At 54.1% G+C, this 16,954-nt stretch carries 15 protein-coding genes and 1 pseudogene; 7 read left to right on the forward strand and 9 right to left on the reverse strand.

Annotated elements, in window-relative coordinates; genetic code table 11:
- Positions 1-2 precede the first annotated feature (2 nt).
- From fecE to EAW52_RS04860, 4 genes and pseudogenes are all read left to right on the forward strand, one after another.
- Positions 3-776, forward strand: coding sequence for a Fe(3+) dicitrate ABC transporter ATP-binding protein FecE (gene fecE, locus EAW52_RS04850; RefSeq protein WP_122041614.1), 774 nt, complete (start codon positions 3-5; stop codon positions 774-776).
- A 407-nt stretch (positions 777-1,183) separates the two neighbouring features.
- Positions 1,184-1,684 (forward strand): annotated as a pseudogene (locus EAW52_RS26745) (MCP four helix bundle domain-containing protein); the annotation flags it as partial.
- A 522-nt stretch (positions 1,685-2,206) separates the two neighbouring features.
- A complete protein-coding gene (locus EAW52_RS26750; protein ID WP_372238903.1) occupies positions 2,207-2,797 on the forward strand; it encodes a methyl-accepting chemotaxis protein in 591 nt (196 codons plus the stop codon).
- A gap of 448 nt (positions 2,798-3,245) precedes the next feature.
- Positions 3,246-3,689 (forward strand): DUF192 domain-containing protein, encoded by a 444-nt coding sequence (locus EAW52_RS04860; protein ID WP_122041616.1) that lies wholly within the window; start codon positions 3,246-3,248, stop codon positions 3,687-3,689.
- A 285-nt stretch (positions 3,690-3,974) separates the two neighbouring features.
- On the opposite strand, the gene EAW52_RS04865 is transcribed toward EAW52_RS04860, so the two are convergent.
- Positions 3,975-4,565 carry a Yip1 family protein gene (locus EAW52_RS04865; RefSeq protein WP_122041617.1) on the reverse strand — a complete coding sequence of 197 codons (591 nt, stop codon included), beginning with the start codon at positions 4,563-4,565 and terminating at the stop codon, positions 3,975-3,977.
- A 427-nt stretch (positions 4,566-4,992) separates the two neighbouring features.
- On the opposite strand from EAW52_RS04865, the gene EAW52_RS04870 reads away from it, so the two are divergent.
- Positions 4,993-5,901, forward strand: coding sequence for a M23 family metallopeptidase (locus EAW52_RS04870; RefSeq protein ID WP_010795790.1), 909 nt, complete (start codon positions 4,993-4,995; stop codon positions 5,899-5,901).
- A 38-nt stretch (positions 5,902-5,939) separates the two neighbouring features.
- On the opposite strand, the gene EAW52_RS04875 is transcribed toward EAW52_RS04870, so the two are convergent.
- The 7 genes from EAW52_RS04875 to EAW52_RS04905 form a co-directional block, all read right to left on the reverse strand.
- The gene (locus EAW52_RS04875; protein ID WP_122041618.1) at positions 5,940-6,575 is read right to left on the reverse strand and encodes a LysE family translocator; all 636 of its coding nucleotides are present in this window, start codon (positions 6,573-6,575) and stop codon (positions 5,940-5,942) included.
- Between the two features lie 127 nt (positions 6,576-6,702).
- On the reverse strand, positions 6,703-7,476 hold the full coding sequence (pstB, locus tag EAW52_RS04880; RefSeq protein ID WP_010795788.1) for a phosphate ABC transporter ATP-binding protein PstB: 774 nt from the start codon (positions 7,474-7,476) through the stop codon (positions 6,703-6,705).
- A complete protein-coding gene (gene pstA / locus EAW52_RS04885) occupies positions 7,473-8,348 on the reverse strand; it encodes a phosphate ABC transporter permease PstA (protein ID WP_122041619.1) in 876 nt (291 codons plus the stop codon). Before pstA ends, pstB begins: the two co-directional genes overlap by 4 nt.
- Positions 8,348-9,328, reverse strand: coding sequence for a phosphate ABC transporter permease subunit PstC (pstC, locus tag EAW52_RS04890; protein ID WP_122041620.1), 981 nt, complete (start codon positions 9,326-9,328; stop codon positions 8,348-8,350). Before pstC ends, pstA begins: the two co-directional genes overlap by 1 nt.
- Before the next feature lie 71 nt (positions 9,329-9,399).
- Positions 9,400-10,419, reverse strand: a complete 1,020-nt coding sequence (gene pstS, locus EAW52_RS04895; protein ID WP_010795785.1) for a phosphate ABC transporter substrate-binding protein PstS — start codon at positions 10,417-10,419, stop codon at positions 9,400-9,402.
- Positions 10,420-10,712: 293 nt separating this feature from the next.
- Positions 10,713-10,964 carry a hypothetical protein gene (locus EAW52_RS04900; RefSeq protein ID WP_122041621.1) on the reverse strand — a complete coding sequence of 84 codons (252 nt, stop codon included), beginning with the start codon at positions 10,962-10,964 and terminating at the stop codon, positions 10,713-10,715.
- Between the two features lie 223 nt (positions 10,965-11,187).
- Positions 11,188-12,138 (reverse strand): nucleoside hydrolase, encoded by a 951-nt coding sequence (locus tag EAW52_RS04905; protein WP_122041622.1) that lies wholly within the window; start codon positions 12,136-12,138, stop codon positions 11,188-11,190.
- Positions 12,139-12,291: 153 nt separating this feature from the next.
- Here EAW52_RS04905 and EAW52_RS04910 point away from each other — a divergent pair, with 153 nt between their 5' ends.
- Positions 12,292-13,359, forward strand: a complete 1,068-nt coding sequence (locus tag EAW52_RS04910) for an NAD(P)-dependent alcohol dehydrogenase (RefSeq protein WP_122041623.1) — start codon at positions 12,292-12,294, stop codon at positions 13,357-13,359.
- A 38-nt stretch (positions 13,360-13,397) separates the two neighbouring features.
- Here EAW52_RS04910 and EAW52_RS04915 read toward each other — a convergent pair whose 3' ends face one another.
- The gene (locus tag EAW52_RS04915) at positions 13,398-13,931 is read right to left on the reverse strand and encodes an AAA family ATPase (RefSeq protein WP_122041624.1); all 534 of its coding nucleotides are present in this window, start codon (positions 13,929-13,931) and stop codon (positions 13,398-13,400) included.
- Positions 13,932-14,465: 534 nt separating this feature from the next.
- Between EAW52_RS04915 and EAW52_RS04920 the strand changes: the two genes are divergently transcribed.
- Positions 14,466-16,730 carry an MHYT domain-containing protein gene (locus EAW52_RS04920; protein ID WP_122041625.1) on the forward strand — a complete coding sequence of 755 codons (2,265 nt, stop codon included), beginning with the start codon at positions 14,466-14,468 and terminating at the stop codon, positions 16,728-16,730.
- The last annotated feature ends 224 nt before the right edge of the window (positions 16,731-16,954 follow it).

Below are 16,954 nucleotides of genomic sequence, written 5' to 3' on the forward strand. Positions count from 1 at the left end.
CCATGCTCGAAGCAGTTGCATTGACACTGGGATATGGCAGCAAGGCCATTGTCGACACGCTTCACTTCAAGGCGCCTGCCGGCCAGGTGACAGCCATGATCGGCCCCAACGGCTGTGGCAAGTCGACCTTGCTCAAGGCCTTTGCCCGAGTGCTAGCACCCACGCAGGGCGAAATAAGGTTGGGCGGCAGGGCGTATGCCTCTCTGTCTGCGAAGGAGATCGCTCGGCAGGTTGCCTTTCTGCCGCAAGTGTTGCCTGTGCCGGAGGGGGTGACGGTCGAACAGCTGGTGGGCTACGGCCGTAGCCCGCATAACGGCCTTTGGGGACGTCTGCGCCAGATGGACAAACCCCATGTGGAAGCAGCGCTTGAACGCATGGGGCTTGGCGAACTGCGTGGTCGGCTGCTGGCGGACCTTTCCGGTGGCCAGCGTCAGCGCGCCTGGCTGGCCATGGTACTGGCGCAGGATGCATCCGTGGTTCTGCTGGACGAACCCACAACCTATCTGGATATCTGCCATCAGGTCGAGCTGCTCGAATTGATGCAGTCGCTTGCAGGAGAGGGCAAGACCGTAATTACCGTCCTGCACGACCTGAACCAGGCCTGTCGCTATGCTGATCACTTGGCTGTGATGAAGCAGGGAGTATTGCAGGCGGTTGGATCGCCCCGTGAAATCATGAGCCCGACGTTGATCCAGCAAGTGTTTGGCGTATCGGCCCACGTCATGGACGAGCCGTATACAGGAGCGCCCATGTGCATTATCAAGGGTATTGCCTGAATTTTCCTTTTATTACTCAAATGCAGCGCAATTGTTTAGCAACCTATTATTGGATTAGTCGATGTTAATAGGTGCCTTAGTGAGTTGCTCAACTGTTTGGTTTGATTGTTCTTGATTTAAGCCCGGCTTAATTTTTATTGCCTAGAAATGTTCAGTTACATTAGCGGGTTTTTGAAACTTACTGCACGATTTCTTTGGAAGCCCAGCGATAGACACTGTATGGGTCATTTCTACCGCATTTACAGTAAAAATCGGAAACAGGGTTGTTCGGGTTTTCATCAAGTTTCCCAAGGTTGAGTCGAAAAACTCAGTGATAGACATGTCAGTCTCACTGGGTTCGAGTAGTGGGGCTTATCCAATAAAATGGCTTGGCTACATAGCCAGTCCCACTATCAGTTGTGAAACCTATGAAACTCAAGCATCAATTGTGGGCAGCATTTGGCGGTATGTTCTTAATGATTCTGTCATTAGGACTTCTGGCTTATTGGAGTCTTGGGACTCTGCAGGATCGTACCGAGGAAATGGCATCGGCTGCTCGTAAGGTCCAGCTCTCCCTCGTAATTCCCGGTATTCTTAACTTGAACCGCGAGCGCGCTATCAAGAGTTTATTCCTTGATGATCCAGAAGATATTCGTGCTCTGGACGCTGAGCGTGCGCGAACGGTTCAGCTGAACGACGTTTATCTCAAAGAGTTCGAGGCCAGCGTCAAGGATCCTGAAGGGATTGCCTTGCTACAAACCATGCGGGAAAAGCGAAAGATTTATCTGGATTCGTTAGCGGCGTTCGTTCAGAAGTCCAAAGGCGCTGACCGTACCACGCTGATGGCTACGGTAGATAGGGAGCTGGGCGATAAGGTGAAGGCGTATCAGGACGCCTATAACACGATGAGTGACTATCAGGCTGCATCCTTGAAAAAGGATCAAGAGCTTGCGACTAACACGGTTAGCCGGGTTCGTACCCTTGTCGTCGTGACGCTGCTGATTGGAATTCTGGCTTCCCTGGCATTGATTACCTGGATCACTCGATCTGTCTTCAGAACATTAGGTGGCGAACCTGCCGATGCGGCGCGTAGCGTTGCATTGATCGCTCAAGGTGATCTGACTCAACCAATCCCCAGTAGCCGCCCTGACAGTCTGCTTGGGCATCTGGAAGCTATGCGGTGTGAGCTTAACTCGGTTATTGCTCGCCTGAAGGGCGGCGCAGACCGGCTGGTCTCCTTTTCAGGAGAGTTGGCGAAGGCTTCGGAGACCGTAGCGCAAGGCGCTGGGCGTGGTAGTGATGCCGCATCAAGTATTGCTGCCTCAATCGAACAGATGACTACAAGCATCTCGGATCTTTCAAACAATGCATCTGCTGCAGCAGAAACAACTCGCCAGACTGGCCAGATTGCTGCAAGCGGTAGCTCTACCGTTATGGACCTTGCCAATGGTATGGCTACATTGTCTGTCAGTGTAAGGGACTCGGCCGGTAAAGTGGCTGAGCTTGGGCAGCAGTCGGATGAGATTCGCTCAATCGTAGGACTGATCCAGTCCATTGCTGATCAGACCAACCTCCTGGCGCTAAACGCGGCTATCGAGGCGGCTCGGGCCGGTGAACAGGGTCGAGGTTTCGCTGTGGTTGCAGATGAAGTGCGATTGTTAGCGCAGCGTACGACGCAATCAACACAAGAGATTGCCAGCAAAATCCAGGGTATCCAGAGCAACGTCAAGGCTGTGGTTGCGATCATGGACCATAACGTAGAGCAGGTCACTCAGGGCGAGCAGCTGGCCAGCCATGGTGCTGAAGCAATCAGTACGATCCAGAAAGCTACAGAAGAAGTGGTCAGTATCGTACGAAACATCAGCGATGCGGTAAGGGAAAATTCTACTGCCAGTCAGGAAGTTGCTCGCACGGTAGAACATATTGCAACCCTATCCGAGCAGAACAGCCATTCGTCCAATGAGGTGGCAGGCACAGCCAATGAGCTGACTGAACTGGCTCATGAATTGAGCCGAATTTCAGCGCAATTCAAAACGCGCTAAGACAGGGCTCCATGATGGCATCGCGCATTGATAATGTTGTGATGCCATCTACTTTCCATATTTGGCTCTGCATCTGCATATAAGCTAACAGCTCTTGTAATCAGAACACAGGTTGAGCTAATCGGGCCGGTTATATACACAGCAATTTTATTGGCACTGGCTGGGTGATTATTGCAGTGGAGCCTTGGTAACGGCTGCCATAGTTGGTTGGTCAATGCTGGACTGCACTTACACTATAAGCCCTTAATTTTATGAGTATCTTGTTTACTGCTCATGGTCTTTCTTCAACGGTGAAGGAACCGGGTGGGACGGCAGTACCAAGGAGTCAAATGCTATTCTTATTGCCAGGACATAACCTTTAATCGACCTGATCCCGGTCCGCGGGATTTAAGTAGCCCAGGCGATTCGCTTAGGTTTCTTTCATTACACAAAGGAAAGGGCTCGCCATATGCCCCAATCATCGTTGTGCTCATGGGTAGCGGCCGGCGTTATTGGGCTGACAGGGGCAATCGCTGCCGGGTCGGGTTATGCGCAGTCGTTAGAAGTACGACCAATAAAGGTAGGGGGACATGCCGTAACGGTTGAAGTGGCCGACACGGCTGAAAAACGCCAACAGGGTCTTATGCAACGCACGCACCTGCCCGACACACAAGGCATGTTGTTTGTATTCGATCAACCCAGGAAAGCCTGTTTCTGGATGCGGGATACTCCATTGCCGCTTTCGGTTGCATTTGTGGACGAACGGGGGCGTATTCTTGAAATACAGGATATGGAGCCACTGAGTGAAACCGTCCACTGTGCTCCTGCCAAAGTCGAAAGAGCATTAGAGATGAATCAAGGCTGGTTCGAGCGGCATGCCATCAAGGCTGGAGACCGGATACAGGGTTTGTAAGGCATCGCTGCGCTAAGGGCTTGCCAGATAACTAACCGGTCTATGGCTGAAACCTGGGCCTGCAGAGCGGCAGTGTCTACCGTTGAAAGACCGGGGCTGTTTTTTTCATAGGGACACGATGAAAGTCTTGATTATCCCGGATTACGAACTCGTATTGTCTGAGCTTGAATTCGATCCCTATGCTCAGATCACATTGAATTACATGGTGTAGTTCAGTGATGTATTGCTTGTCACTTGCGATAAAAAGGTGTGCACCGCTCCGACTTTAGGAGCGGTGCACATGGATTAGCCAAATTGCAGACCGTAACCCCAAAGCAATACGGTCATCGCCATCAGCAGTTCCAGCACGAGCACGCCAATGGCCAGTGTCGAGCCCGACATGATGAAGCCTTCACGGCGATCGATATTCAGAAAGTTCGGGATACCTACATAGAGCAGGTAGGCGGTATAGCAGAGCCCGGCAATCCCGACCAATGCACACAACCAGACCAGCGGATAAAGCGCAACAAGGCCGCTTAAAAACATAGGCGTAGCAATGTAACCTGCAAAGACTACGCAGCGTTCCTTGCTGGGCCGGTCAGGATAGCGCCGTGCCAGCCAGTGAATCACACTGCCCATCACGTAAACGGCACCCAGCATCAAGGCGTAGGACATTACCCCTATCGTGAAGGCTGTCCAGGGTGACAGGCGAAGAAGATGGTTACCGCCAAAGCTCCAACCCAGTTGGGTCGTGCCAATAAAGGCGCAGACTGCTGGAATCGCAGCCAACCAGAGGATGTGATGCGCATACGCATGGGAAACTGACTCCCTCTCGTTATCGATCTGCTTCCATTCACGATCAGGATGGGCCAGAAGGCCCCAAACGTGATTGATCATGACACACCTCACTTTCGCCGAAGGACGCTATCGGCGAAACGTTGTAGGTCCTCCGCAGCAGGCCGCTGCGAGAGGTGCGGCCTGTTTTCAGTATAGAAAGTCAAAATGCTTGGTCAGGTCATTGCTATGAGCATTTGGTCATAAGTAACAAACCTTAAAGATCAATCCGAAATGAAGAGATCGGCCACCTGCTTACTGACCGATGAATGGTCTACCTGAGCTGGGCTAGGCACCATAGAGCCGATAGATGGTAAGGCCTGGTGTCAGGTCGCTATCAGGAAGTTTGATTTGCCTCTCACTTTGAAAGTGTGCGCTGGAACTCAACCTCCTCACTCTGGATCATAGGCCGATCACGCCATGCAATCGGCGACCCTTCGCCCGCCCAATCAAGCGTGGGTACAGACCTTACCGAGTGACGGATCACAGCATGCGCTATTTGTGTTCAGCTTTGTTGACTTCATGGCTGCTGGCCTCGCCCACGTGGGCCATGGCAGAGCAAAGCAAGGAAACCTCCCTGATCAGCAAGGCTGATCAAACGAGCCTCACGGAAAAGCCTCGTGCCAAGCGTAAGGGCGGTGTTCGTCTCCTGACATTGAACACCAAAGCAGGCAAAGCGCTGGAAGTCCGCAATGATATGGACGTACCCGTAACGGTGACGGTGCGCTTGAGCCGTACTGTCAATGTAGGCGGGGTTGGTAATGGCGTGATTCGCCAGACGGTCCCAGCCAATAGTCAGCTTCGTGTAGCCACGCTACAGAAACGTCAGCAGGGCTTCCCGATGCACTATGACCAGGCGTTCAGCTTTTCTCCTCATTTCGCACCAGGCAGTGGCGGCGGGCTGGGCAACCCCAACAGTTTGGCCAGTATTACAGCCGGCTACGCCTATTCCTTGCCCTGGCAGGGCGGTCCGTTCTTCATCAGCCAGGGCGCGAACGGTGACTTCAGCCACCATACGCCCAAAGGCCGTTATGCCGTGGATGTCGCCATGCCTGAAGGCACGCCCGTCGTAGCGGCGCGTAGCGGTACTGTTATCGAGATCCAGAATCGCCAGTTCGGGCATGGACCGAGTCCATCAGGCAACTTTGTTCGTATCCAGCATGATGATGGTACGCAGAGTGCCTATCTGCATCTCAAGCGTGGCTCGGTTGTCGTAAGGGAAGGGCAGAAGGTTACGACAGGCACACCCCTGGCACAGTCAGGCAATACCGGACGCAGTACCGGGCCGCACCTGCATTTCGTGGTTCAGCAGGGCGAGGGGGATGCGCTGGTGTCCATTCCTTTCCGCTTCGCCAGACCTGTAGGCGAGTTGCCCAACTTCGCGCTGGGCGGGCAGTAAACATCGCATGGCGGGGCCCGCTTGGCCCCGCCTGCCTATCAGCGTGAAACGATCAGACGCACACCCAGCGCAACGAAAATACCGCCTGCGATTCGATCGAGCCATAGCCCAATACGAGGCTTTCGCTGCAGCCATTGCCCAGCTGCGCCCGAGAAGTACCCCAACAGACCAAACAGCACCGCCGCCTGAAGTGTGAACAGTACGCCCAGCTGCAGGATTTGCAGACTGGCATGACCCTGTTCGGCAATCACGAACTGCGGCAGAAAGGACAGGAAGAACAGCACGACTTTTGGATTGATTGCATTGGCGAACAGACCTTTGAAGAACAGCTTGCTCAGCGACTCATCAATCTGAACATCATTGTTGATACGCGTCTGCCCGGTACTGCGCAGTGCCTGGATACCAAGCCATATCAGGTAGAGCCCGCCGGCAATCTTGAGGGCAGTGAAGGCCGTGGCCGAGGCGGCAATCAGCGCACTGACGCCCAGCGCAGCCAAGGCGGTATGCGCCAGACAGCCGAGTGCGCAGCCAAAGCCAAATACCATGCCGCGCAGTCGTCCTTTGGAGACGCCAATACCCAGGACCATCAAATTGTCTGGACCCGGCGAGGCGGTGATCAAAAGGGCTACGGCCAGAAAGCTTAAGAATTGCTCAGGTGAGAGCATGTGAATCATCTCTTCTCGTAATGGGGAGCAAGAGATAGTGCAGGGAGGGCGGTACAACGTAAAGGGGGGCGATCTATAGAGGCGCCACGCCTCGTTCAAGATCCATAAGCGAGGCGTGGCGTGCTGTTGCGTTACATCAACCGAACCGTCCGGTGATGTAGTCTTCGGTCTGCTTTTGCTTAGGCTTGGTAAAGATCAGGTCTGTCGACCCCACTTCGATCAATTCACCCAGGTACATAAACGCAGTGATATCCGAGCAGCGGGCGGCCTGTTGCATGTTGTGGGTCACGATCACAACAGTGAACTGCTCTTTCAGGTCCGTGATCAGCTGTTCAATCTTCATGGTTGAGATTGGGTCGAGCGCTGACGTGGGTTCGTCCAGTAGCAGTACGCGGGGACGCAGGGCAATGGTCCGAGCGATACACAGGCGCTGCTGCTGACCACCGGAAAGACCCAAGGCGCTCTGCTGGAGCTTGTCCTTCACCTCATCCCACAATGCTGCGCCGCGAAGGGCCTGCTCTACGCGATCGTTCATTTCGACGCGCGACAGTTTCTCGTGATGGCGGATGCCATAGGCCACGTTGTCGAAGATCGACATCGGGAAGGGCACCGGCTTTTGGAATACCATGCCCACGGTGCTGCGCAGGCGGCTCAGCGAATACTTGGGATCGAGGATGTTCTCGCCATCAAGCAGGATCTCGCCGGTAGCCTTCTGATTGGGGTATTCGGCATAGATGCGGTTGAAGATACGCAGAAGCGTGGACTTGCCGCAGCCGGATGGGCCAATGATCGCAGTGATCTTGTTGGCCGGGATATCCAGATTGATGGATTTCAGCGCGATATGGTTCTTGTACTGGAACCCAACGTTGCGCGCGCAGATTTCTGGCATATGCGTCTGAAGATTGCTCATTGGGCACCTTTATTACGGGAGAAGACGAAACGGGATAGAAGACTCAGGACCAGGACAAAGATAGTCAGCAACAGCGCACCTGCCCATGCCAGGGCCTGCCAGCTTTCGAAGGGGCTCATGGCGAACTGGAAGATGGTGACCGGCACGCTTGCCATTGGCTTGAGTAGGTTAGAGTTCCAGAACTGATTGCCAAAGGCGGTAAACAGCAGCGGCGCCGTTTCACCGGTGATACGCGCCATGGACAGTAGTACGCCTGTTACTACGCCAGCCTTGGCTGCACGTAGCAGGATTTCAATAGTGACTTTCCACTGCGGAATACCCAAAGCCAGTGCCGCCTCGCGCAGAGACGCAGGCTGCAACTGAAGCATTTCGTCCGTGGTACGGGTCACCACCGGGACCACCAGCATGGCCAGCGCCAGCCCACCGGCAAAGCCGGAGAAACTGATCGACCCATTGGTGTAATGGTTCATCGGAATCACGACAGCCGTATAGACGAACAGGCCGATTACGATGGACGGCGCCGACAGCAGAATATCGTTCACGAAACGAATCACGGTGCCCAGTTTGGAGTTACGGGCAAACTCGGCCAGCCATAGGCCGGCCAGGATGCCGATGGGCGCACCAATGGCCAGGGCAAGCAGGCTGATCAGCACGCTGCCATACAAGGCGTTGGCCAAGCCCCCTTCGGCGCCTGGTGGAGGAGTCATTTCGGTGAAGAGCGTCAGGCTCAGCGCACTACCACCCTTGATCAGGGTAGTGGCCAGAATCCAGACCAGCCAGCCAAGGCCGATGATCGCCGCCGCGCTGCTGAGCGCCATGGCAATGGCGTTCTTGATCTTGCGTGCGCGATAAAGGTTTTCATTAACGGCCATCAGTTACCTGCCCGGCGCGACATACGCGCCAACATGAGACGGGCCAGCATCAGCACGATGAACGTGACGACGAACAGCAAGAAGCCCAGAGCGATCAGCGAGGAGCGATGCAAATCAGTGTAGGCCTCGTTGAATTCATTGGCGATAACCGAGGCAATAGAACTGCTGGGCATCATTAGCGACATAGACAGCTGGTGCGAGTTGCCCAGTACAAAGGTTACGGCCATGGTTTCCCCAAGCGCGCGTCCCAGGCCCAGAAAAATACCGCCTACTACCGCTGAGCGTGTGTAAGGCAGAACGATGTCCCAGCACACTTCCCACGTCGTTGAGCCCAAGGCATAGGCCGACTCTTTCAGCTGTTGTGGAACGGTACGGAAGACTTCATACATCACCGAGGTGATGAAGGGCAGAATCATGATCGCCAGAATAATGCCGGCGCTCAGCATGCCGATACCCAAGGCTGGACCCTGAAACAGGCCGCCGATAACGGGAATGGCGCCCAAGTAATCATTGATCCAAGGTGCAAGGTATTCCGCCATGAACGGGCCGAATATGAACAGGCCCCACATGCCGTAGATGATCGAGGGAATACCCGCAAGCAGTTCAACCGCGGACGCAACCGGCGTACGCAGCCATGGTGGTGCGATCTCGCTTAAAAACAGCGCGATACCAAAGCTGACCGGTACGGCCAGGATCAGTGCAATCAGGGAAGTTACAAGAGTGCCGTAAATCGGTACGAGTGCGCCGAAGCGTCCGTTGACCACGTCCCATTCACTACTGGTCAGAAAGGACCAGCCAAAAGTAGAAAAGGCCAGGCGACCGCCCCAAAGCGTAGAAATCGCAGCGCCCAGCATGACGGACAAGACAAGAAGCGCAGCGGTCAACAAAATAATACGGAACCAGCGGTCATGGCGCGTATCGCGTCTGGCGCGGCGCTCCCGTTGTTCCCGATTGGCGGTCGTGTAGGGTATTGCGGGCATTTTAAAGGATCCTTAGCAATGCACCCCGCCTCGAAGATCGGGGCAGGGTGCACGGGGAGGGCAGAGGGGAATCAGCTCTTGAAGTCAGATGCCCAATACGCCTCGATTTTCTCAACCAGAGAGTCCGGTAGCGGGACATAGTCCAGGGCTGCGGCATCTTTCTGGCCATTTTCCAGGGACCACTTGAAGAAGTCGAAGGCTACCTTGCTACGCTCAGCATTCTTCGGCTCCTTGTACATGATCACCCACGTCGTGGCAGTGATTGGCCACGCGTCGGCACCTGGCGCGTTGGTCATCAACAGGTTGAAGTCTTTGGAAGCGCCCCAGTCTGCGGTATCAGCAGCGGCCTGGAAGCTCTTCGCGTTCGGCTCAACAAAGGTGCCTGCCGCGTTTTTCAGCTGAGCATGGGACATCTTGTTTTGCAGGGCATAGGCGTATTCCACGTAGCCGATGGAGTTCTTGATCTGCTTAATATAAGCAGAAACCCCTTCGTTACCCTTGCCACCTACACCGGTCGGCCAGTTGATGGTGGTGCCGAAGTTGACCTTTTCCTTCCACTCAGGGCTAACCTTAGCCAGGTAGTTGGTAAAGTTGTAGGAGGTGCCCGAGCCGTCGGAGCGGTGTACGACGGTGATGTTGGCCGAAGGCAGCTTCAGGTCCGGGTTCAGCGCGGCGATGGCCGGGTCGTTCCAGGTCTTGATGGTACCCATGAAAATCTTGGCCAGGGTTTCGCCGTCCAGCTTCAACTGGCCGGGCGCAATACCTTCCACGTTGACGACCGGTACGATACCGCCGATCACGCTGGGGAACTGACCCAGACCTGACTTTTGCAGATCGTCAGTGCTCAGCGGGGCATCGGAGGCACCGAAATCAACCGTGCCCGCCTTGATCTGGGCAATACCGCCGCCCGAACCAATGGACTGGTAGTTAATACGGTTTTGGGTTTTCTGGCTGTAAGCCTGAGACCACTTCGACAGTACCGGGTAGACGAAGCTGGAACCGGCGCCTGTAACGTCTGTGGCATGAGCGACCGTGCTCAGGCAGAGAGCAGACAGAAGAGCGGCAAGACGGAAAGTGCGAGTGGCGTACACGATGCCTCCTAGGCATGTCTGGCTGTTAAGTGAGGCAGAAGCTAGTTTGTGTACGTGAAATTAAAGCGACAAATATGTTACAGAATTATGAACAAGCGGCACTGAGCCATCAGGAGATTGTATCCAGGCGTGTTTTTTAGCTTTTAAATTGTCTTGATCCCCCTGAAAACAAAGGGTTCCGGAGGATATGGAAGGTTTATCCGAAATTTTTTGTCTATTTGTGCAAACCGACCGTGTGGGGGCTGTCACGGTCGGTTTTAAGACAGGTTATTACGTGAGTCAGCCTGGAAGGCTTAACGCGGTGATTCGGCATTACCTTCTTTCTGAGGATCTTTTTCAGCTTCCTCAAGGCGCGCGGCATGATCGGCTTCTGCCGCGGCGGCACGCTCGGCATCGGCTGCCTGCTGATTACCGGCGGCTTCATGCTCCTTGGCCTTTTGCGCGTGTTCAGCAGCCTCCTTGCGGTGGTCCTCAGGCTGGTCATTACACCCGCCGAGTCCTGCCAGGGCCAAGGCTGTAAACAGGATGGCTAACCATTGGCGCATGGTGTACTCCCCTTCACATAATGATGTCGCTTGGAAGACAGCCGCTTTGCGTTAGTTCCAGCGAGGGCCACGCAAGCGGCTGTCTGCAGTGGTTGAGCCTGAAAAGTGAGAACTACGGCAATGCTTGAGCAGAAAAAAGCTGTGGCGGTAGAGGCGATGGGTATCGCTGTGCGCCACCCATCATGCGGGCGCTACGAAATGAGCCGTAGCGCCATGGCCGGGCTTAGGTGTTGGCTGTCAGGACCTCTTCCATCCAGTGCACGACTGCTTCGCCATCGATGCCCATGCACACGTCGACGAGAGGTGACTGGCTCCACCGGTCTCCTACGAACTGGCGGCCTTCGGGTGCAAATACGGTCTGGCCTTCGGCAAGCCCCTCGGTTATCACGTTCAGGTGGCCGCGTACGGTCTGGAACCACTCCGGATGACGCAGGAACGCTACGGCGCAGCTGTCATGGGGTGTACAGCCGTCTATGCCCAGGGCCGATTTGTAGAACTTGGCGTAAAAGGCGTAACTATGGGCCAAGAGCGGACCCAGGGTGCGGTGCGCTTCGGTGATGCGCTGCATGCGCAACGGATCAAGGCAGGTGCGGTGGGTAACGTCCAGGCCTACCAGCGTGAGCGGCCAGCCAGCCGTCATGACGCGGGCGGCTGCATGCGGGTCGGAAAACATGTTGGCTTCCGCCAGTGGCGTGACGTTGCCGCCCTCACGGATCGAGCCGCCCATGACGATCACCTGCTTTACGCGGTGGATAACCTTTGGATCAAGCTCCAGGGCCTTAGCCAGATTACCCAGCGGGCCGACAGCCACCAGGGTGATCTCGCCGGGACGCTTGCGAGTTTCCTCGACAATGAACTCGGCCGCACTCTGGGGCACCGCCTGACGCGTCGGGGCGGGCAGGTTCAGGTTGCCCAGGCCGTCATCGCCATGCACATGGGCGGGAACAGGGTGAGGCGTTTTTTCCAGCGGAGTACCCATGCCTTGGGCCACAGGAATGTCCTGACCCGCCAGCTCGACAAGCGATAATGCATTGCGCGTAGCCGTTTCGATCGAGACATTGCCGAAGGTGGTGGTCAGGCCAACCACTTCGATGCCCGGATCAGCCATGATGATGGCAATGGCCTGGGCGTCATCAATGCCCGGATCGGTGTCGAAAATGATAGGGGTTGTCATGCGGTCATGTCCTTCTTGCTAAAGTGGGTGGTGGCGTTTGCATCAAGGCGCGCCAGGACCCGATAGGGGCACGGTAACTTTGCCGGTGGAAACGAGTCCACTGTTTCCTGCCTTTTTCTGGCCGTTACGGCCTTCTGCAAGAGGACGATAAGCATGATCAAGTCTCAGGGCTATGCCGCTCATTCCCCTCAGGATCCACTGGTACCGTACAATTTCGACCGGCGTGATGTAGGCCCACACGATGTACAGATCGATATCCTGTACTGCGGCGTCTGCCATTCGGACCTGCACACTGCGCGTAATGAATGGAAGAACACGCTATACCCGTCAGTACCGGGACATGAAATCGTTGGCCGTATCGTAGCGGTTGGTGATCATGTGACCCGTTTCAAGGTAGGCGATCTGGCTGGCGTAGGGTGCATGGTCGACAGCTGTCAGCAATGCTCTTCCTGCAATGAAGGGCTGGAACAGTATTGCGAGAACGGTTTCGTCGGTACCTATAACGGGCCGGTCTTTGGCGGCGAGAATACCTATGGCGGTTACTCCGACAATATCGTCGTCAGCGAAAAGTTTGTTCTGAAGATCACCCATACCGAAAATCTGGCTGCCGTTGCGCCGCTCCTGTGCGCCGGTATTACAACTTACTCGCCACTTAGTCACTGGAAGGTCGGTCCGGGCAAAAAGGTCGGTGTCGTTGGTCTGGGCGGCCTGGGTCACATGGCGGTCAAGATTGCCCATGCAATGGGGGCCCATGTCGTACTGTTCACGACCTCGCCCAACAAAAAGGACGACGCGCTGAGACTGGGTGCTGACGAAGTGGTAGTGTCGAAAAATCAGGACGAGATGAATGCACACCTGAACAGCTTTGATTTCATCCTCAACTGCGTAGCTGCCTCGCACAACCTGGACGCGTTCATTTCTCTGCTCAAGCGTGATGGCACCATGACGTTAGTGGGCGCGCCCGCTGAGCCGCATCCGTCTCCCGAAGTGTTCAATCTGATCTTCAAGCGTCGTCAGATTGCCGGATCGCTGATTGGCGGAATTGCCGAGACCCAGGAAATGCTGGATTTCTGTGCCAAGCACAATATCGTCTCCGACATCGAAATGATCAAGATGCAGGACATCAACGAAGCCTATGAGCGCATGCTCAAGGGGGACGTGAAGTACCGTTTCGTGATCGATATGGCCTCGCTGAAAGAGGCCGCTTCTGTGGCCGCCTGATCACTGACAGACAAAAAGCCCGCCTTGTGCGGGCTTTTTTATGGGTGGGGTAGAAGGGCCAGTCGCTTGAGTTCAGCCACAACACACCTTACGCGTGCCTCCACGGTCATATCACCTTCCAGCCTAAGCACCGGGCAGGTACGCTGGCACAGCCAGACGGTATGGTTAGCAAGGCTCCTGCTCCCAACCGCGGGACCACTATCGTATTGAGCAGCCCAGTCCAGAAACTCGGGGCTGGCTGAGCCGAAACGGGCTTCCTCCCGTGCCTTGAGGCGAGGTATGCGGATTTCAGCGGGCAGGTAAAGAAACACAGTCAGGTCGAACAGGTTTTCGAGGGAGTCCCCGTAGTTCATGATCGAGCCGGAAATAATCATCGTCTCACTGGCCTGCATGTCTTTAATCAACAACGCATTACGCTCGGACTTGTCGCGTCGCTGGTGGGTATAGGGTGTTTCAGTGGATAACCAGTAATAGCTATCTGCATCCAGGGCCACGCCATGCAGATGTGTGGCCAGTGCGACACCCAGCGTTGTTGTACCAGAGCCCGAGGCGCCCGTAATCAGTATGTTCACAAAGCAGGCTCCACCTTGGAGATGAGGACAGAGCAGAAAAGCGCTAAACGGTTCGTGCGATTATTTGATAGTTATCCCGGAATATTTAGAGCGACTAACAAAGCCTTTCTGATGAGCACACCCGGCTGATGCTGCAGACTAGAGATAGAGTGCTCGGGAATATCAAGCCTGCGCTCAAATCGGATACGCAGTTCGTCCGTCGCGGCTAGCCAGCTACTAAGATTGATTAATCCACTTGTAACGGACTGTTATCTCTGGCCTCTGTTCAGAAGTTTGACAGATCGCCTTTTAAGATAGGTTTCTTAATTAAAGGCGGGCAGGCTCGGACAGCAGTAATACAGTTAGCTAAAAAAGCAGCAGAATAGACTACTGAAAAGCCGGAAATTCCAATCCTTCAGCACCGGGGAACAGATCTTGCATCTGATCAAAATTTTAGGGCTTTGATCAAGGGAGTGACAGAAAAGCGTTCCTTATCTCAAGCAATGACCATATTAGTGGAAAGTCATTTGCCCGGAGTAAGAGATCTATCCAAAGATGCATGGTTCCTACAATGTTGTTCTTGTCTGTCTTTCGATTCTTATTGCCATAACTGCAGGCTTTACTGCTTTAGACCTTGCTGGACGTGCGCGTACCGCAATGGGATGGGCACGTCATTACTGGCTATTAACAGCAGCGACCGCCTTGGGGGGTGGCGTTTGGGCGATGCATTTTGTCGGCATGCTAGCGTTTGAGATGCCGGAAATGCCAATGCAGTACGACGTCTATCTAACGGTTATATCGCTACTTGTCCCAGTCGCTGTAACAAGCGTCAGCTTTCTGTCAGCCAATCACATCAAATCCAAAGCAGGTCTGTTAGCGAGCGGTCTGTTTATGGGGTTAGGCATTGCCAGTATGCATTATCTAGGCATGGCAGCAATGGACATGCCTGGAAGCATCGATAACGATCCGTTTTGGGTAGGCGTTTCGATTCTGATAGCCATAGGTGCGTCTGTCGTTTCGCTGTGGCTTTCCAGAAGGACGAATCGACTGTTGGCAAGAATGCTAGCTGCACTTGCCATGGGCATCGCTATATCTGGTATGCATTACACAGCGATGCATGGGGCAAGTTTTAACGTCACTATGCCCTCTGGCATGACTCATTATTACGACAACGTTGATCAGGTTACGCTTGCTATTGCTGTTTCTGCTTCAACGCTACTTATCCTTTTTTTGGCATTAATTGCCGCTATGTACGATAAGCGTGTTGCCTTTATGGCGCAGCGGGAAGCCGACTTACTCCGATTAAGCGAGGCCCGCTTCCGATCGCTTTACAAAAAAACGCCGCTTCCACTTTATTCCCTGGATGATGACGGGCGACTTGAGTCGGTGAGTGAGGCTTGGCTGACGTTGCTTGATTATGAGCGAAAGGATGTGATTGGCCAGCCTCTGAGTCACTTTATGACGGAAGCCTCGGCACGTAAATTCATCAAGCATGACTGGCCAGGTCTGTTCCAAACAGGTGAGATTAAGGATCTTGAGTGCCGGGTAGTTACTCGTGCAGATGAGGTTCTGGACGTATTGGTCTCTGCACGCATCGAGCAAGATGAACAAGGCGCCTTCCTGTATGTTTTAGGCGGCCTTATCAATATTACCGAGCGTAAACGGGTTGAAGAGGCTTTGCGGCAGTCCCAGAAAATGGAAGCCATAGGCCAACTAACGGGTGGCGTCGCGCATGACTTCAACAATCTATTGGCGGTGGTCATGGGTAATCTTGAGCTTTTGCGCAAACGCCTGGTAAATGATCCTAAAGGGCTTGCGCTGATCGAAAACGCTCTGCTTGGGGCTGAGCGTGGAGCTAACCTCACGCAACGTTTGCTAGGCTTTGCTCGCAAACAGCAACTTAGCCCCGCAGCTGTTGATGTGCCGGACCTTATTCGCGGTATGAGTCAATTATTTGAGCGCTCGGTAGGGGATGGTACTCAGATTGACATCCACTTTCCCCTCACGTTGTCCAAAGCTTACGTGGATGGTCATCAGCTGGAAATGGTTCTGTTGAATCTTGTGGTAAACGCAAGAGATGCTATGCCAGAGGGCGGTACGATTAGCCTTACCGCCATAGAGCGGAGCATAAACCATGCTTCCCTCAGCCGTTTAAAGCCTGGTCGCTATGTCTGCCTTTCTGTAACCGACACGGGAGAAGGCATGGATAAAGAAACCCAAGCCAGAGCTACCGAGCCCTTTTTCACAACAAAGGCCGTTGGCAAGGGCACAGGCTTGGGGCTCTCCATGGCGCTGGGGTTGGCTGAGCAATCGGGGGGACAACTTCTGATTAACAGTAAACAAGGGCAGGGTACAACGATTGAATTATGGCTCCCTACAGCTGAAGTGGAGTTCATCATCAATCAGCCCGCTCTCGCTATTGATAAGGGCTTAAACAGCGCCGAACCGTCAGACAAATCGTTAAAAATCCTTGTGGTGGATGACGACACGCTTGTTCTGAGAAATACCGTAGCGATGCTGGAAGATCTCGGTCACACCGTGCTCAGTGCTGCCACAGGTACTGCCGCATTGGAAATCTTAAGGCAGGAGCCTCGCCTTGATGTCCTGCTAACTGATCTGGTCATGCCGGAGATAAGCGGGACGCGACTAGCCGAAATGGTAAGAAGTGAAAGGCCTGATTTGCCAATCCTGCTTATGAGTGGTTATGTCGATCTGTCTTCTTATACAGATACAGCACTACCAAAGCTGGCAAAACCCTTTACTCAACGGGTGTTGGCTAAAATACTCAATGAGGCAAGTGTCGCACCTAAAAAGCAGTAGTGATACCGTTCCGGTAATGACTAACCGGATGGAGGCATCGTAGATGTCTCCATCCGCTACCTTCCAAGCCTGGATAAGGTAATCCTCTGCCTTGCAGCTATATCAAGAGCGGTTAACAAAACTCTCTAATGAGCGCAACCAAGTATTATCCATTCCCAAGAGGAATGGATAATATAAAAAAACCGATTTTTATTTATTGAACAATTGGCCATAGAGTGTCTTGA

Origin of the sequence: Pseudomonas sp. LTJR-52, assembly GCF_003691465.1 — a bacterium.
Taxonomy (GTDB): domain Bacteria; phylum Pseudomonadota; class Gammaproteobacteria; order Pseudomonadales; family Pseudomonadaceae; genus Chryseomonas; species Chryseomonas luteola.

Bases quoted from the DNA above. Each gene is read 5' to 3' on its own strand.
- fecE (WP_122041614.1), top strand. From the start codon at position 3: ATGCTCGAAGCAGTTGCATTGACACTGGGATATGGCAGCAAGGCCATT.
- EAW52_RS26750 (WP_372238903.1), top strand. From the start codon at position 2,207: ATGGCTACATTGTCTGTCAGTGTAAGGGACTCGGCCGGTAAAGTGGCT.
- EAW52_RS04860 (WP_122041616.1), top strand. From the start codon at position 3,246: ATGCCCCAATCATCGTTGTGCTCATGGGTAGCGGCCGGCGTTATTGGG.
- EAW52_RS04865 (WP_122041617.1), bottom strand. From the start codon at position 4,565: ATGATCAATCACGTTTGGGGCCTTCTGGCCCATCCTGATCGTGAATGG.
- EAW52_RS04870 (WP_010795790.1), top strand. From the start codon at position 4,993: ATGCGCTATTTGTGTTCAGCTTTGTTGACTTCATGGCTGCTGGCCTCG.
- EAW52_RS04875 (WP_122041618.1), bottom strand. From the start codon at position 6,575: ATGATTCACATGCTCTCACCTGAGCAATTCTTAAGCTTTCTGGCCGTA.
- pstB (WP_010795788.1), bottom strand. From the start codon at position 7,476: ATGAGCAATCTTCAGACGCATATGCCAGAAATCTGCGCGCGCAACGTT.
- pstA (WP_122041619.1), bottom strand. From the start codon at position 8,348: ATGGCCGTTAATGAAAACCTTTATCGCGCACGCAAGATCAAGAACGCC.
- pstC (WP_122041620.1), bottom strand. From the start codon at position 9,328: ATGCCCGCAATACCCTACACGACCGCCAATCGGGAACAACGGGAGCGC.
- EAW52_RS04900 (WP_122041621.1), bottom strand. From the start codon at position 10,964: ATGCGCCAATGGTTAGCCATCCTGTTTACAGCCTTGGCCCTGGCAGGA.
- EAW52_RS04905 (WP_122041622.1), bottom strand. From the start codon at position 12,138: ATGACAACCCCTATCATTTTCGACACCGATCCGGGCATTGATGACGCC.
- EAW52_RS04910 (WP_122041623.1), top strand. From the start codon at position 12,292: ATGATCAAGTCTCAGGGCTATGCCGCTCATTCCCCTCAGGATCCACTG.
- EAW52_RS04920 (WP_122041625.1), top strand. From the start codon at position 14,466: ATGCATGGTTCCTACAATGTTGTTCTTGTCTGTCTTTCGATTCTTATT.